Source organism: Serratia sp. X10, from assembly GCF_017811775.1.
In the GTDB taxonomy this organism is placed as follows: Bacteria; Pseudomonadota; Gammaproteobacteria; order Enterobacterales; family Enterobacteriaceae; genus Serratia; species Serratia ureilytica.
Map to the genome: position 1 here is coordinate 146,502 of NZ_JAEIOH010000009.1, position 16,233 is coordinate 162,734.

Below are 16,233 nucleotides of genomic sequence, written 5' to 3' on the forward strand. Positions count from 1 at the left end.
GTGGTGCTGTGCGGCGGGAGGTGGTAAAAATAACGAAGGTTATATTCAACCATTGGGGTAATTCCCGGTCTTACATAACGTACAGGCATATACCCGCCGCGTTTGAGGCGCCACATTGGCGAAGAACCCGGCGAGTACAGATTTGGTTATGTGGTTTTGATGTACGTCGCCAGCGTCAGGGAGTGGGCGTGGCGATGTCAGAATAGGGGTTTATTTTGGATATGCGCAGACAGTTGGCCCGCATCACCGGGCTGGTATTCTTGGCTATGTGTTGGGCGCCGTTGAGCTGGGCCGCACAAGGATGGCAACCGCTGGCGGAGAAGATCAACAAGAGCGAGCACGATCCGCGTCAGTACGAGGCGATCAAGCTGGCTAACGGCATGACGGTGCTGCTGGTGTCCGATGCCCAAGCGCCGAAATCGCTGGCGGCGCTGGCATTGCCGGTCGGGTCGCTCGAAGATCCGAACAGCCAACTGGGCTTGGCGCACTATCTGGAACATATGGTGCTGATGGGCTCCAAACGTTATCCCGAGCCGGAAAACCTGTCCGAATTCCTGAAAAAGCACGGCGGCAGCCACAACGCCAGCACGGCTTCTTATCGCACCGCCTTCTATCTGGAAGTGGAGAATGACGCGCTGGAGCCGGCGGTCGATCGCATGGCCGACGCCATTGCCGAGCCGCTGCTCGATCCGGGCAATGCCGATCGCGAGCGCAACGCGGTGAATGCCGAATTGACGATGGCGCGTTCGCGCGATGGCATGCGTATGGCGCAGGTCGGCGCGGAAACCCTCAACCCGGCGCACCCGAGCGCGCGCTTCTCCGGCGGTAATCTGGACACGCTGAAGGACAAGCCGGACAGCAAGTTGCACGATGAGCTGACGGGGTTCTATAAGCGCTACTACTCCGCCAATCTGATGATGGGGGTGCTGTACGGCAATCAGCCGCTGCCGCAGCTGGCTGACATTGCCGCAAAAACCTTTGGCCGCGTGCCGAATCATGACGCCAGCGTGCCGCCGATCACCGTACCGGCCGTCACGCCGGAGCAGCAGGGCATCATCATTCACTATGTGCCGGCGCAGCCGCGCAAGCAGCTGAAGGTTGAGTTCCGCATCGATAACAACAGCGCCGCGTTTCGTAGCAAAACCGATACCTACATCGGTTACCTGATCGGCAACCGCAGTAAAAATACCCTGTCCGACTGGTTGCAGAAGCAGGGATTGGCGGACGCCATCAATGCCGGTGCCGATCCGATGGTGGATCGCAACGGCGGCGTCTTCGCCATCAGCGTCTCGCTGACTGACAAAGGCTTGGCCCAGCGCGACCAAGTCATCGCCGCCATTTTCAACTACCTGAAAATGCTGCGCAGCGAAGGCATCAAGCAGAGCTACTTCGACGAAATCTCGCATGTTCTGAACCTGGACTTCCGCTATCCGTCGATCACGCGCGACATGGACTACATCGAATGGCTGGTGGACACTATGCTGCGCGTGCCGGTTGAGCATGCGCTGGACGCGCCTTACCTGGCCGATCGCTATGATCCTAAGGCGATCGCCGAACGCCTGGACGCCATGACACCGCAAAATGCGCGCATCTGGTTCGTCAGCCCGGATGAACCGCACAACAAGACGGCCTATTTCGTCAATGCGCCTTACCAGGTCGACAAAATCACGCCGCAGCGCTTTACGCAGTGGCAGCAGTTGGGCAGCGGCATTTCCCTGTCATTGCCGGCGCTCAACCCGTACATTCCGGATGATTTCACCCTGACCAAACCGTCGCATGAATTCAAAAAGCCGGAAATGGTGGTGGATAAGCCCGGCCTGCGCGTGCTGTATATGCCGAGCCGTTACTTCGCCGATGAGCCAAAGGCCGATGTCACCGTCGCTTTCCGCAACGCCAAGACCATGGATTCCGCGCGCAACCAGGTGCTGTTCTCGCTGACGGATTATCTGGCCGGCCTGGCGTTGGATCAGCTGAGCTATCAGGCGTCGGTCGGCGGGTTGAGTTTCTCGACGTCGCCGAACAACGGCCTGATGTTTAACGCCAACGGCTTTACCCAGCGTCTGCCGCAGTTGTTGACGGCGCTGATCGAGGGCTATTCCAGCTTCACGCCGACGGAAGATCAGCTGGCGCAGGCCAAGTCCTGGTACCTGGAGCAGTTGGACGCCGCCGAGAAGGGCAAGGCGTTTGAACTGGCCATTCAGCCGGTGCAGATGGTTTCCCGCGTGCCGTATTCCGAACGCAGCGAGCGCCGCGAAGTGCTGAAAACGCTGACGCTGAAAGACGTGCTGGCGTATCGCGACAGCCTGCTGGCCGAGGCCACGCCGGAGCTGCTGGTGGTGGGCAACATGAGCAAGCAACAGGTCGATACGCTGGCGTCGACGCTGAAGCACCGTCTGGGCTGTACCGGTATTGAGTGGTGGCACGGCGAAGACGTGGTGGTGGACAAGAACCAGCTGGCCAACCTGCAACAGGTAGGCAGCAGCACCGACTCGGCGCTGGCGGCGGTCTATGTACCGACCGGTTACGACGAAGTGACCGGCATGGCCTACAGCTCGCTGTTGGGGCAGATTATTCAGCCGTGGTTCTACAGCCAGCTGCGCACTCAGGAACAATTGGGGTATGCGGTCTTTGCCTTCCCGATGTCGGTGGGCCGCCAGTGGGGCGTCGGCTTCCTGTTGCAGAGCAACAGCAAACAGCCGGCCTACCTGTACCAGCGCTATCAGGATTTCTATCCGAAAACCGAGAAACGCCTGCGTGAAATGAGCGAGGCCGATTTTGAGCAGTACAAACAGGCGCTGATCAACGAACTCAAACAGCGGCCGCAAACCCTCAGCGAGGAGGCCAGCCGGTTCGCCAATGATTTCGATCGCGGCAACTTCGCCTTTGATACCCGCCAGAAGCTGATCGCACAGGTGCAACAGCTGACGCCGACCAAACTGGCGGATTATTTCCACCAGGCGGTGATCCAGCCGCAGGGGCTGGCGGTGTTGTCGCAGGTCAGCGGCAGCGGGCAAAACAAGGCGGATTACGCGGCGCCTAAGGATTGGGTCACCTATCCGAACGCGTCGGCATTGCAGCAGATCCTGCCGCGCAAAGTGGCGACACCATGACGGAAGTCGCCCCGCAGAGGCTAGAACCGCTGACGTTGCCGCTGTTTGGCGAACGCCTGATCGAGGCGTCGGCGGGCACCGGCAAAACTTTTACCATCGGCGCGCTGTACCTGCGCTTGCTGCTGGGGTTAGGCGGTGACGCGGCGTTTCCCCGCCCGTTGACGGTTGAAGAAATCCTGGTGGTGACCTTTACCGAGGCCGCCACCGAGGAGCTGCGCGGGCGTATCCGTGACAATATCCACGGGCTGCGCATCGCCTGTGTGCGCGGCATCAGCGCTAACCCGCTGTTTTCGGCGCTGATGGAAGAAATTGACGATTTGTCTGACGCCGCTGCGCAGCTGCTGGCGGCGGAGCGGCAGATGGACGAAGCGGCAATTTACACTATCCACGGCTTTTGCCAACGGATGTTGACCCACAACGCCTTCGAGTCCGGCATGCTGTTTGAACAAACGCTGGTGCAGGACGAACTGCCGCTGCGGCGGCAGGCCTGCGCCGATTTCTGGCGCCGTCATTGCTATCCATTGCCGCTGGGCGTGGCGCGTGCGATCAGCCAGGAGTGGAGCGGCCCGGAAGCGTTGCTGGCTGACCTTTCCGGTTATCTGCATGGTGAAGCGCCGGCGCTGCGGCGGCCGCCGAAGGACGAAGAAACCGTCCTGATGCGCCACGAGCAGATCGTCGCGCGCATCGACGCCATCAAGGCGCAATGGCGGGCGGCGGCGGGCGATCTTGAGGCGTTAATCGCCCAGTCCGGCGTCGATAAGCGCAGCTACAGCAGCAAACACCTGCCGAACTGGCTGAACAAGGTCGGCGAATGGAGCGGGCAGGAGACCCAGGATTACCAACTGCCGAAGGAGCTGGACAAGTTTCGCCAGTCGGTGCTGCTGGAGAAGACCAAGAAGGGCGAGCCGCCGCGTCATGCGCTGTTCACGGCGATAGACGAACTGTTCGATGAACCCTTGACGCTGCGCGACCTAATCATGGCGCGCGCGCTCAGCGAGATCCGCACCTCCATTCAGCAGGAAAAGCGCCAGCGCGCCGAGCTGGGGTTTGACGACTTGCTCAGCCGTTTGGACAGCGCCCTGCAAAGCGGCGGCGGCGAACAGTTGGCGCAGGCGATCCGCCAGCGCTATCCGGTGGCGATGATCGATGAATTCCAGGATACCGATCCGCAGCAATACCGTATTTTCCAAAAGCTTTACGTCGGCCGGCCCGATTGCGGCCTGCTGCTGATCGGCGATCCCAAGCAGGCGATTTACGCCTTTCGCGGCGCCGACATCTTTACCTACATGCGCGCGCGTTCAGAGGTGAGCGCCCACTATACGCTGGAGACCAACTGGCGCTCGTCTCCGTCGATGGTCGCCAGCGTCAATCACCTGTTTTCTCAGGTAGAAAAACCTTTCCTGTTCGGCCAAATCCCCTTTATTGAGGTTAACGCGGCGGAAAAGAACCAAGGGCTGGCGTTTGAATTGCACGGCAAGCCGCAGCCGGCGATGCAGTTCTGGCTGCAGCAGGGGGAAGGCGCGGGTGTAAGTGATTACCAACAGCTGATGGCGCGCCTGTGCGCCACGCAAATTCGCGACTGGCTCAGCGCCGGGCAGCAGGGCCTGGCGCGGCTGCAGAGCGGCAAGGTGTCACGGCCGGTACAAGCCTCCGATATCACGGTGCTGGTGCGCAGCCGCAACGAGGCTGCGTTGGTGCGCGATGCGCTCAGCGCGCTGTCTATTCCATCGGTCTACCTGTCCAACCGCGACAGCGTGTTTGACACCCCGGAGGCCAAAGACCTGCTGTGGTTGCTGCAGGCGGTGTTGGCGCCGGAGCAGGAGCGCACGCTGCGCAGCGCCATGGCCACCGGGCTGATGGGGCTGGACGCGCCGACGCTGGACGGCTTGAGCCGCGATGAGCGCGCCTGGGACGCGCTGGTTAATGAATTCGACAATTACCGCACGCTCTGGCTGCGCCGCGGCGTGTTGCCGATGCTGAGCGAGGTGATGAAAGCGCGCCAATTGGCGGAGAACCTGCTGGCCAGCGCCGGCGGCGAGCGGCGCTTGACCGATGTGCTGCATCTGGGGGAGCTGTTGCAAGAAGCGGCGGCGCAGCTCGACAGCGAGCATGCGCTGGTGCGCTGGCTGGCGCAGCAGATCGCTCAGCCTAATCGCCAGTCCGACAATCAGCAACTGCGGCTGGAGAGCGACCGGCATCTGGTACAGGTGATCACGATTCACAAGTCCAAAGGGCTGGAGTTCGATCTGGTGTGGCTGCCGTTCGTCGGCAACTTCCGCCAGCAGCAGCAGGCGCTGTATCACGATCGCCACAGTTTCCAGGCGCTGCTGGACCTCGACGCCAATGAAGAGAGCCAGGCCTGGGCGGAGGAGGAGCGATTGGCGGAAGATCTGCGTCTGCTGTATGTGGCGCTGACCCGCTCGGTGTACCACTGCAGTATCGGCATTGCGCCGCTGTTCCAGGGCACGCGCAAGAAGCAGGGCGATACCGATCTGCACCGCAGCGCATTGGGCTATCTGGTGCAGGGCGGGCAGCCCGGCGACGCCGTGTATCTGCAGGAGCGGCTGCAGCAATTGGTGGGCGGCGGTATCGCGCTGTCGCTGGTTGAACCGCCGGATACAGAACCCTGGCAACCCCAGGCGTCGCTGGCCGAAGCGTTGGCGGCGAAAAGCTTTACCCGGCGGATCCAGGATTTTTGGCGGGTGACCAGCTATACCGGCTTGCAGCAGCACGGCGCGAGCCTGATGCAGGATCTGCTGCCGCGTCTGGATGTCGACGCAGCCGGTGAGCGCGGGGAAGAAAGTGAGCCAGCGCTTACACCACATACCTTCCCGCGCGGCGCAACGCCCGGCACCTTCCTGCACAGCCTGTTTGAAACGCTGGATTTCACCCAGCCGCTCGACGAACAGTGGCTGCTGGAACAGCTGCAGCGGCAAGGGTTCGCCGAACACTGGCAACCGATACTGCTGGCGTGGATGCAGGTGCTGCTCAATACGCCGCTCGATGACAGCGGCGTGACGCTGGCGGCGCTGACGCCGCAGCATAAGCAGGCAGAGCTGCAGTTCTATTTACCGATTAACCGGCTGTTGCAGGCGAAAGAGCTCGATACTCTGGTGAAGCGTTACGATCCGCTTTCCGCCCGCTGCCCGGCGCTGGATTTCCATCAGGTGCAGGGCATGCTGAAAGGCTTTATCGACCTGGTGTTCTGCTGGCAAGGCAAATACTACCTCCTGGACTACAAGTCCAACTGGTTGGGGGAGGACAGCAGCGCCTATACCCGGCCGGCGATGGAGCAGGCGATGGCGGAGCATCGTTATGATCTGCAATACCAGCTGTATACGCTGGCGTTGCATCGTTACTTGCGCCATCGGTTGCCGGATTATGATTACCGGCGCCATTTCGGCGGGGTGATTTATCTGTTCCTGCGCGGCGTGGATGCGGCGCACCCGGGCAACGGCATTTTCACCTGTCTCCCCGCGTTTGAGCTGGTGGCGGGAATGGATAGCTTGTTCAGCGGCGAAGCTGCGGCGACGGAGGAAAAATCATGATCGCACTGCTGGAGCAGGCGGTGGCGCTTGGCGCGCTGCGCCCGCTGGACGTGCAGTTCGCCCGCGTGGTGGCGAGCGAAGACGAGCCTGATATTTTACTGGCCGCCGCCTGTCTGAGCGCAGAGGCGGGGGCGGGGCATGTTTGCCTGATGCTGGAGCAGCTGCAGGCGGACACGCTGTTTGAAGGGCGCCAACCGGCGCTGGCGCTGGCGCTGTGGGAGGCGGTCGGGCGACCGGATAGCGCACGTTGGCAGCAGCGTCTGGCGAGCAGCGCGGCGGTTGGGGACGGCAGCGGCGCTACGCCGCTGGTGCTGCGTGGGCAGCGCTTATATCTGCAACGCATGTGGCAAAACGAAGGTGAAGTGGCGGCGTTTATCGGCGGTGAAGGGGAATCGCTGACGGTGCCGGAGGAGGCGTTGCGCGCCATTCTCGACCGCTTGTTCGGCGCGGCGAGCGATGAACCCGACTGGCAGAAGATCGCCGCCGCGGTGGCTGCCACGCGGCGCATCGCGGTGATTTCCGGTGGACCGGGCACCGGTAAAACCACCACCGTCGCTAAACTGCTGGCGGCGCTGGTGCAGCTGGATGAAAGCGCGCGCTTGCGGATTCAGCTGGCGGCGCCAACCGGCAAGGCGGCGGCGCGCCTGACGGAGTCGCTTGGCAGCGCCAGCCGTCAGCTGGCGTTGCCCCCGGCGCAGCAGGCGTTGTTCCCGACGGAGGCGGCGACGTTGCACCGTCTGTTGGGGGCGCAACCCAACAGTCAGCGCATGCGCTATCACCGCAGTAACCGTCTGCATTTGGATGTGTTGGTGGTGGATGAGGCCTCGATGGTCGATCTGCCGATGATGGCGCGCCTGATTGCGGCGTTGCCCGATCGGGCCCGGGTGATTTTCCTCGGCGACCGCGATCAGCTGGCCTCGGTGGAGGCCGGTGCGGTGTTGGGGGATATTTGCCGTTTTGCCGAGCAGGGATACAGCGATGCGCGCGCCGCAGAGCTGAGCCGCCTGACCGGTTGTGCGATCAAAGGGCAGCAGGCCGACGCGGAAGCGGCGGTGCGCGACAGCCTGTGCCTGTTGCGCAAGAGCTATCGCTTCGATGCCCGCTCCGGCATCGGCCAACTGGCGTTGGCGGTTAATGCCGGCGCCGGAGATCGCGCGCTGGCGGCACTAAACGGCCGTTTCGGCGATGTCGCGGGCTATGCGCTGGCGACGAGTGAAGAGTATCAGGCGCTGCTGGACGCGTGCGTGGCGGGCTATCGCGACTATCTGCGGCTGACTGCCGAAGGCGCGGATGCGGCGGCGGTGCTGGCCGCCTTTGGCCGTTTCCAGGTGCTGTGCGCGCTGCGTGAAGGGCCGTTCGGCGTCGCCGGCCTGAATGAACGTATTGAACTCGGGCTGCAGCGCGCCGGTCTGATCGACCGCAAACCGGGCGTGCTCGGCCGCTGGTATCGGGGGCGGCCGGTGATGATCGGCCGTAACGACAGCGCGCTGGGGCTGTTCAATGGGGATATCGGCATTACGCTGCCGGATGAGCAGGGGGAACTGCGCGTGCATTTCCAACTGCCGGACGGCAGCATCAAATCGGTGCAGCCGAGCCGTTTGCCGGCGCATGAAACCGCCTATGCCATGACGGTGCACAAGTCCCAGGGATCGGAATTTGAGCATACGGTTCTGGTGTTGCCGAACCATTTCTTGCCGGTGCTGACGCGTGAGCTAGTCTATACCGCGATCACCCGTGCGCGTCAGCAGCTCTCGCTGTACGCCACGGACGCGGTGCTGCTGCGGGCCATTCGCACGCCGACCCAGCGTCGCAGCGGATTGGCTGAACGGCTGCAGACGACGAAATAAGCGATGAAGGGGCGCGGTAGCGGCCGCGCCCGCAGGGATTACAGATCCGCCAGCAGGATTTTGGAACGGCGCTGGTAGTTGTACAACGCCTGTTTCTGCATCGGCAGCACGTCGACCTCCGCCGGGGTGAAGCCACGCTCCTGGAACCAGTGGATGCTGCGGGTGGTCAGCACGAACAGCTTCTTCAATCCCATCTGCCGCGCCTGATTTTCCACCCGCTGCAGCAGCATCTCGCCGCGCGAAGAGCTGCGGTAATCGGGATGCACCGCCACGCAGGCCATCTCGCCGATTTTTTCCTCCGGGAACGGGTACAGTGCCGCGCAGGCGATGGTCAGGTTGTCGCGTTCGATAATGGTGAACTTGTCGATCTCCATCTCCAGCTGTTCACGCGAACGGCGCACCAGAATACCCTGCTGTTCGAGCGGCCGAATGAGTTCCAGAATACCGCCGATGTCGTTGATCGTCGCCCGGCGCACCTGTTCGGCGCTCTCCATCACGATTTGGGTGCCGATGCCGTCACGTGAGAACAGTTCTTGCACCAGCGCGCCGTCCTCCTGATAGCTGATCAGGTGGCTGCGGCGCACGCCGCTGCGGCAGCCTTTCACCGCGCCGCGCAGGAAGCGCACGGTGCCGGAATGGTAGTCACCGCCTTCCTCCAGCTCTTCAAGACGCTTTTGCGCGTCGTTGGGGAACAGCTCGGAAAGGATGTTGCCTTCCGCGTCGGTCACGCCCTGTGAGGAGCAGAAACCGATCATTTTTTCCGCTTTCAGTTTGATCGCCAGCTGAGTCGCGACTTCCTCCGAAGTCAGGTTGAAGCTCTCGCCGGTCACCGAGACGGCGACCGGGCCGATCAGCACGATGGCGTTGCTGTCGAGCTGACGATGGATCGCTTCTTCATCGATGCGGCGAATGCGGCCGCTGTGGCAGTAGTCGATGCCGTCATCGACGCCCAGTGGCTGCGCGATGATGAAGTTGCCGCTGACCACGTTAATGTGCGCGCCCTGCAGCGGCGTGTTGTTGAGGCTCATCGACAGCCGGGCGGTGATGTCCAGCTGCAATAAACCGGCCGCCTGCTTGACCAACTCAAGCGTATGGGCGTCGGTCACGCGCGTATGCTTGTGGTAGATCGGTTCATAGTTGTGCTGCGCCAGATTGGCGTCGATCTGCGGCCGTGCGCCGTAAACCACCACCAGGCGAATGCCCAGGCTATGCAGCAGCCCGATATCATTGACGATGTTGGAAAAATTCTCGTGTTCGATGGCTTCCCCACCGAGCATGATGACAAACGTCTTGCCGCGGTGGGCGTTGATATAGGGGACGGAGTGACGGAATCCTTGCACCAGCTCTGTACTACGTTCCTTCACGGGCAAACCTCTTTGCATATTTATACGATATTTTTGTATTTTTATTCTTTTATTGCGCCAATGGCAAGTAGGAAATCGTCATGAAGGGCAAGCTAAGGGCGCTAAATCGTTAATAAATTGAAAAACCATAAAAAGATTTTCTGATGACAGGGCTGGAATGATTGGTTAAAGTTTTCGGCATTCCCAAGTCATTGGTGTTTTTTTCATCTGTTGTAAACAGTTATTACTGCCGGAGCCGCATGCCAAACGCTAATCACAATCTGGGCCGCCGTCGTTTATTACAGGGCGTTGCCGCCAGCTGGTTGCTGAGTGTGAGTCGCACGGGCTTCGCCGCGTCATCGCACGTGATTGCCGTGCGCGTCTGGCCGTCCTCCACTTATACCCGCGTCACGCTGGAATCCAACGTCGAACTGAAATACAAGCAGTTCGCCCTGAGCAATCCCGATCGCGTGGTGGTGGATATCGAAGGCGTGCATCTCAACAGCGTGCTGAAGGGCATCGCCGGGCAGGTGCGCGCCGACGATCCTTATCTCAAGCAGGCGCGCGTCGGCCAGTTCGATCAGAATACCGTGCGGCTGGTGCTGGAGCTCAAACAAAGCGTCAGCCCGCATATGTTCTCGCTGGCGCCGGTGCCGGAGTATCGCAACCGTCTGGTGATGGATCTCTACCCGACCAAGGGCGGCAGCGGCGGCGAGGAGTATGATCCGCTACTGGCGTTACTGGAAGATTACAACAAGGGCGATCTGGAGCGCACGTTGCCGCCCGAAGCGCCACAGGCCGGCAAGGCGGGGCGCGATCGGCCGATCGTCATCATGCTGGATCCTGGCCACGGGGGCGAAGATCCCGGTGCGATCGGCAAGTATAAGACGCGCGAGAAAGACATCGTGCTGCAGATTGCCCGCAAGCTGAGCGCCATGATCAAGCGTGAACCGAACATGAAGGTGTTCATGACGCGCAATGAAGACGTGTTTATCCCGCTCAAGGTGCGCGTCGCCAAGGCGCGCAAGCAGCGCGCCGATCTGTTCGTTTCGATTCACGCCGACGCCTTCACCAGCCGCGCCGCGCGCGGGTCGTCGGTGTTCGCGTTGTCCACCAAAGGCGCCACCAGCTCGGCGGCCAAGTTCCTGGCGCAGACGCAGAACGCCTCGGACCAAATCGGCGGCGTCAGCAAGAGCGGCGACCGCTATCTCGACCACACCATGTTCGATTTGATCCAGACCGCAACCATCAACGATAGCCTGAAGTTCGGCAAGGAAGTGTTGAACCGGATGGGTAAAATCAACCGGTTGCACAAGAATCGCGTCGATCAGGCCGGTTTTGCGGTGTTGAAGGCGCCGGATATCCCGTCAATCCTGGTGGAAACGGCGTTTATCAGCAATATCGAAGAGGAGCGCAAGCTGCGCACCAGCCATTTCCAGCAGCAGGTGGCGGAGTCGATTCTGGCGGGCATCAAGGCTTATTTCGCCAACGGCGGCGCGCTGGCGAGCCGATAGCGGCAGGGCCGGGCGCAAGTCCGGCTGTTTTTGCGGATTGCAGATACAAAAAAACACCCGTCAGGGTGCTTATCTGTTGTCATCAAGAGTTGGTTGCGGGGGCCGGATTTGAACCGACGACCTTCGGGTTATGAGCCCGACGAGCTACCAGGCTGCTCCACCCCGCGTCCGTCTTGATGCGGTATTACGACGAAACCACCGTTCATGTTATGCCGCTGGTACGACATTCGGTTGGTTGCGGGGGCCGGATTTGAACCGACGACCTTCGGGTTATGAGCCCGACGAGCTACCAGGCTGCTCCACCCCGCGTCCGTGTAATACTTTGTTATCGAACCCAAACGCAAAATACCGCCACTGCGGCATCGGTTGGTTGCGGGGGCCGGATTTGAACCGACGACCTTCGGGTTATGAGCCCGACGAGCTACCAGGCTGCTCCACCCCGCGTCCGATGGATGCGCACTATACTCTCCATGCGTTTTGTTGCAAACCCTTTTTGCATTTTATTGGCCTAAACCCGTTTTTCTGCTGAATTTGCCCGCAATTTGCCTTCTTTTTCATCACTATCCTCCGTGCGGCTTTTTTTATTTGCAGCGATTCCTTTATCAATGAGCGTTTGTTATCGTTCAGCCGGTAGATCATATCAGTTTGAGAGTGTGCGCGATGAAAGGACGTTGGGGCAAATACCTGCTGGGCGGGTTGATGGTGGCGGTATTGGCGGGCTGTTCGTCCAAGCCGACCGATCGGGGTCAGCAATATAAGGACGGCCGTCTGGATCAATCGCTGGAGCTGGTCAATCAGCCCAACGCCAAAGGTTCGCCGGTCAACGCCAAGGATTATTCGGATCAGCTGATGGAGATCAAGTACGCGTCGCCTTCGCTGTTTAACCGCAACAACAGCACCTATCAGGCGGTGCAAAACTGGATGGCGTCCGGCGCCGACACGCGCATGCTGAGCCAGTACGGCCTCAGCGCTTATCAGATGGAAGGCGTCGACAATTACGGCAACGTGCAGTTTACCGGCTACTACACGCCGGTGGTGCAGGCACGCTATACCCAACAGGGCGAGTTCCGTTATCCGCTGTACCGCATGCCGCCGAAGGGCAGGGGCCGCTTGCCGGATCGCGCGGGCATCTATTCCGGCGCGCTCGACGATCGCTATATCATCGCTTACACCAACTCGCTGATGGACAACTTCATGATGGAAGTCCAGGGCAGCGGCTACGTCGACTACGGCAACGGTCAGCCGCTGGTGTTCTTCGGCTACGGCGGCAAGAACGGCCACGCCTACCGCAGCATCGGCAAGGTGCTGATCGATCGCGGTGAAGTGGCCAAGGCGGACATGTCGATGCAGGCGATCCGTCAGTGGGCGGATACCCACAGCGCCGCAGAGGTGCGTGAGCTGCTGGAGCAGAACCCGTCGTTCGTGTTCTTCCGCCCGGAAGCTTTTGCGCCGGTGAAAGGCGCCAGCGCGGTGCCGTTGATCGCCAAAGCGTCGGTGGCCTCCGACCGTTCGCTGATCCCGGCAGGCACCACGCTGCTGGCCGAAGTGCCGCTGCTGGACAACAAGGGTAAATTCACGGGAAAATACGAGATGCGTCTGATGGTCGCGCTCGACGTGGGCGGCGCCATCAAGGGCCAGCATTTTGACATGTATCAGGGCATCGGGCCGGAAGCCGGCCACTCGGCGGGCTACTACAACCACTATGGCCGCGTCTGGGTGCTGAAGAACAACGGCGGCGGCCAGCTGTTCAGCGCCAATCAGTCAAACGGCGGCGGTTCGTTGCTGGTCACCCGCTAAACGCGCACGGCGTGAAAAGAGTGACCCGCAAGGGCCGGATTTTCCGGCCCTTATCATTTGCATTACGAAGGTAATTAAAGCGTTATGAGCACAGCTTATTCGGAAGCCTATCTGCAGCGTTTCGGCGGCACGGCGCGGTTATACGGCCAGCAGGCGCTGGCGGTGTTCGCGCAGGCGCACGTCTGCGTGATCGGCATCGGCGGCGTGGGTTCCTGGGCGGCTGAGGCGCTGGCGCGCACCGGCATCGGCGCCATCACTCTGATCGACATGGATGATGTTTGCGTCACCAATACCAACCGTCAGATCCACGCGCTGCGCCAGCACGTCGGGCAATCCAAAACCGAGGTAATGGCGGAGCGTATCCTGGCGATCAACCCGGAATGCCGGGTGACCTGCATTGACGATTTCATCACCCCGGACAACGTCGCCGAGCTGCTGGACCATAACTTCAGCTACGTCATCGACGCGATCGACAGCGTGCGGCCGAAGGCGGCGCTGCTGTCCTACTGCCGCCGCTTCAAGATCCCGGTGGTGACCACCGGCGGCGCCGGCGGGCAGATGGATCCGACCAAAATCGACGTGGCCGATCTGGCGAAAACTATTCAGGATCCGCTGGCCGCCAAGCTGCGCGAGCGACTGAAGCACGATTTTAACGTGGTGAAAAACGGCAAGGGCAAGCTGGGCATCGACTGCGTCTTCTCCAGCGAGCCGCTGGTTTATCCGCAGCCGGACGGTTCGGTATGCGCTTCGCGTAGCACGGCGGAAGGGCCGAAAAGAATGGATTGCAGCGCAGGTTTCGGCGCGGCGACCATGGTCACCGCCACCTTCGGCTTCGTCGCCGTGTCGCACGCGCTGAAAAAGATGGTGGCGAAGGCGGCGCGTCAGGCGTAACGGGCGGCGATCGCCTGCACGGCGGCGGCCAACGCCGCCAGCCCGCTGGCGCGAGTGGCGCTCAGCTGAGCGCGCAGCGCCAGGCGGTCGAACAGCGCCAGCGGATCCAATTCGGCGATCTGCTGCGGCGTTTTCCCTTCCACTTCGGTCAGCAGCACCGCCAACAGGCCGCGCACGATGCGGCCTTCGCTGTCGCCATAAAAGTGCAGCGTGCCGTCTTCCAGCAACTGGTGCCCCAACCAGACGCGGTTTTCACACCCGCTCAACGCCATTTCTTCACTGCGCAAGGCCTCCGGCAGCGGCGGCAGCCGTTTCGCGAGCATAATCAGTTGGCGGTAGCGGTCTTCCCACTGTTTCAGCGCGCTGAAGGTGGCGATCAACGCTTCGGCGGTGATCTCTCGGCCAAAAGGATGGGGGGCGAGCATAGCGTCTCCGGGAATCAAGTCAGTCGGCCAGCAGATCGAGGGCGTGGGTCAACGCGCTGACCAGCGTATCGACGTCCTGTTGGGTATTGTAGGGGGCGAACGACGCGCGCAGCGTGCCGCTGACGCCTAACGCCGCCATCAGCGGCTGCGCGCAGTGCTGGCCGGCGCGCAGCGCAATGCCTTGCTCGGCCAGCAGTGTGATGATGTCGCTGTGGTGTACGCCGGCGATGTCGAACGCCAGCAGGCTGGAACCGGAACTGCGGAAGCTGCGAAAGCCCGGCAGCTGCGCCAACCGCTGTTCCGCCCGATCCGCCAGCTCGCGGCTGTAGCGCTCCGCCGCCGCCATGTCCTGTTCGCGAAGCCAGGCGAGCGCGGCGGCCAACCCCAGCACGCCGGCGATGTTCGGCGTGCCGGCCTCGAAGCAGTGCGGCGGTTTTTGCGGGATAAAACCGTCGAACGACGCCTGGGTCAGCATCTTTCCCCCTCCTTGCCACGGCGCCATCTGCGCCAGCAGCTCGGCTTTGCCGTACAGTGCGCCGATGCCGGTCGGGCCATACAGTTTATGGCCGGAGAAGGCGTAGAAATCGATATCGAGCCGCTGTACGTCGGCCGGATCGTGAACCACGCCCTGTGCGCCGTCGATCATCACGCGCGCGCCGGCGGCATGGGCCAGCGCGATCGCCGGCGCCAGATCCGGGCAGCCGCCGGTGACGTTGGACATTTGCCCCAGCGCCAACAGGCGGGTTCTATCGTTGAGCAGGGCGGGCAGCTGCGCCAGGTCCGGCAGCCGGTCGGCGCCGATCGGCAGTTTCACTACCCGCGCGCCGGTTTGATCCGCCACCATCAGCCAGGGGATCAGGTTGGCGTGGTGTTCCGCTTCGCTCACCAGAATCTCATCCCCCGGCTGCAGACGCGGGCGCAGGTAGCTCTGCGCCACCAGGTTGATCGCCTCGGTGGTGCCGCGCGTCCAGACGATGTCGTCGGCCGACGGCGCATGGATCAGTTGCGCGACCTGGCCGCGCGCCTGCTCGAAACGGGCGGTCAGATCCTGCGCAGCCCGATGCTGGCTGCGGTGCACGGTGGCGGCGTCGTCGCGATAAAACTGCAGCGTGGCGTCGATCACCGCTTGCGGTTTCAACGCGGTGGCGGCGCTGTCCAGATAGATGCCGTCCTGCGCGAGCGCGGGAAACTGTTGGCGAAAAAGGCTGGGGTTAAAAGGCGTCATACCCTGATTGTCACTGGCTTGAGTCGATGGTTGATCCTGTCCTATTTTGCCGTCGGAGACAAGCGATCCCGCCGATTAGGACTTATCGCCTGGCAAAATTGGGAAAGTTTGTTATGCTATTAAACGTGCGTTAATTAATCGCATCTATACAAATAAAAGGTATTTATTAGCATTTAAAACTACAAAGGAGTCCTCAATGAAGAAAACAGCCGCAGTTCTCTCTGCCCTGATGCTTACGTTCACCCTGGCCGCCTGTTCCAGCAACTACGTGATGCATACCAATGACGGACGCACCATTGTCGCTGACGGCAAGCCTAAAGTGGACAACGATACCGGCATGATCAGCTATAAAGACGCCAACGGCGTCGAACAGCAGATCAACCGCGCCGATGTGAAAGAGATGGTTGAAAGCAACCAGTAACCGTCAGGCAAAAAAAAAGCACCGCAAGTTTTGCGGTGCTGCATAAAATCACTATGGACAGACAGGGTAAATGTACAGGAAGTGAAAAAACAGTAGCCTAGCTACCATGTCC

The 16,233-nt window shown here is 61.3% G+C and carries 10 protein-coding genes and 3 tRNA genes; 7 read left to right on the forward strand and 6 right to left on the reverse strand.

From position 1 onward, the window contains the following. Positions 1–221: 221 nt before the first annotated feature. The 3 genes from ptrA to recD are packed head-to-tail and all read left to right on the forward strand — an operon-like array spanning position 222 to position 8,505. Positions 222–3,110, forward strand: a complete 2,889-nt coding sequence (gene ptrA / locus J9788_RS22620; protein ID WP_182265315.1) for a pitrilysin — start codon at positions 222–224, stop codon at positions 3,108–3,110. Further along, positions 3,107–6,658 (forward strand): exodeoxyribonuclease V subunit beta, encoded by a 3,552-nt coding sequence (gene recB / locus J9788_RS22625; RefSeq protein WP_182265314.1) that lies wholly within the window; start codon positions 3,107–3,109, stop codon positions 6,656–6,658. Before ptrA ends, recB begins: the two co-directional genes overlap by 4 nt. Next, positions 6,655–8,505 (forward strand): exodeoxyribonuclease V subunit alpha, encoded by a 1,851-nt coding sequence (gene recD, locus J9788_RS22630; protein ID WP_182265313.1) that lies wholly within the window; start codon positions 6,655–6,657, stop codon positions 8,503–8,505. The genes recB and recD overlap by 4 nt, the downstream gene beginning before the upstream one ends. 38 nt (positions 8,506–8,543) lie before the next feature. Here recD and argA read toward each other — a convergent pair whose 3' ends face one another. Further along, a complete protein-coding gene (gene argA / locus J9788_RS22635; protein WP_015378910.1) occupies positions 8,544–9,869 on the reverse strand; it encodes an amino-acid N-acetyltransferase in 1,326 nt (441 codons plus the stop codon). A gap of 239 nt (positions 9,870–10,108) precedes the next feature. Between argA and amiC the strand changes: the two genes are divergently transcribed. After that, positions 10,109–11,362, forward strand: a complete 1,254-nt coding sequence (gene amiC / locus J9788_RS22640; protein ID WP_046899053.1) for an N-acetylmuramoyl-L-alanine amidase AmiC — start codon at positions 10,109–10,111, stop codon at positions 11,360–11,362. Positions 11,363–11,452: 90 nt separating this feature from the next. On the opposite strand, the gene J9788_RS22645 is transcribed toward amiC, so the two are convergent. From J9788_RS22645 to J9788_RS22655, 3 genes are all read right to left on the reverse strand, one after another. Further along, positions 11,453–11,529: transfer RNA gene (locus tag J9788_RS22645), tRNA-Met, on the reverse strand. 65 nt (positions 11,530–11,594) lie between these two features. After that, a tRNA-Met gene (locus tag J9788_RS22650) sits at positions 11,595–11,671 on the reverse strand. A gap of 58 nt (positions 11,672–11,729) precedes the next feature. Continuing rightward, positions 11,730–11,806 (reverse strand) — tRNA-Met (locus J9788_RS22655). 216 nt (positions 11,807–12,022) lie between these two features. Here J9788_RS22655 and mltA point away from each other — a divergent pair. Beyond that, positions 12,023–13,159: a murein transglycosylase A gene (gene mltA, locus J9788_RS22660; protein ID WP_033644860.1), complete on the forward strand. Its 1,137-nt coding sequence runs from the start codon at positions 12,023–12,025 to the stop codon at positions 13,157–13,159. An 84-nt stretch (positions 13,160–13,243) separates the two neighbouring features. After that, positions 13,244–14,050, forward strand: a complete 807-nt coding sequence (tcdA, locus tag J9788_RS22665) for a tRNA cyclic N6-threonylcarbamoyladenosine(37) synthase TcdA (RefSeq protein ID WP_046899054.1) — start codon at positions 13,244–13,246, stop codon at positions 14,048–14,050. Here the strand turns inward: tcdA and csdE are convergent. Further along, complete coding sequence (gene csdE / locus J9788_RS22670; RefSeq protein WP_033652490.1) at positions 14,041–14,475, reverse strand: cysteine desulfurase sulfur acceptor subunit CsdE; 435 nt, start codon at positions 14,473–14,475, stop codon at positions 14,041–14,043. The two genes, tcdA and csdE, sit on opposite strands and share 10 nt — an antisense overlap. A 19-nt stretch (positions 14,476–14,494) precedes the next feature. Then, positions 14,495–15,700, reverse strand: a complete 1,206-nt coding sequence (gene csdA / locus J9788_RS22675) for a cysteine desulfurase CsdA (protein ID WP_046899055.1) — start codon at positions 15,698–15,700, stop codon at positions 14,495–14,497. A gap of 196 nt (positions 15,701–15,896) precedes the next feature. On the opposite strand from csdA, the gene J9788_RS22680 reads away from it, so the two are divergent. Then, a complete protein-coding gene (locus tag J9788_RS22680) occupies positions 15,897–16,121 on the forward strand; it encodes a YgdI/YgdR family lipoprotein (RefSeq protein ID WP_025304050.1) in 225 nt (74 codons plus the stop codon). Positions 16,122–16,233: the final 112 nt, after the last annotated feature.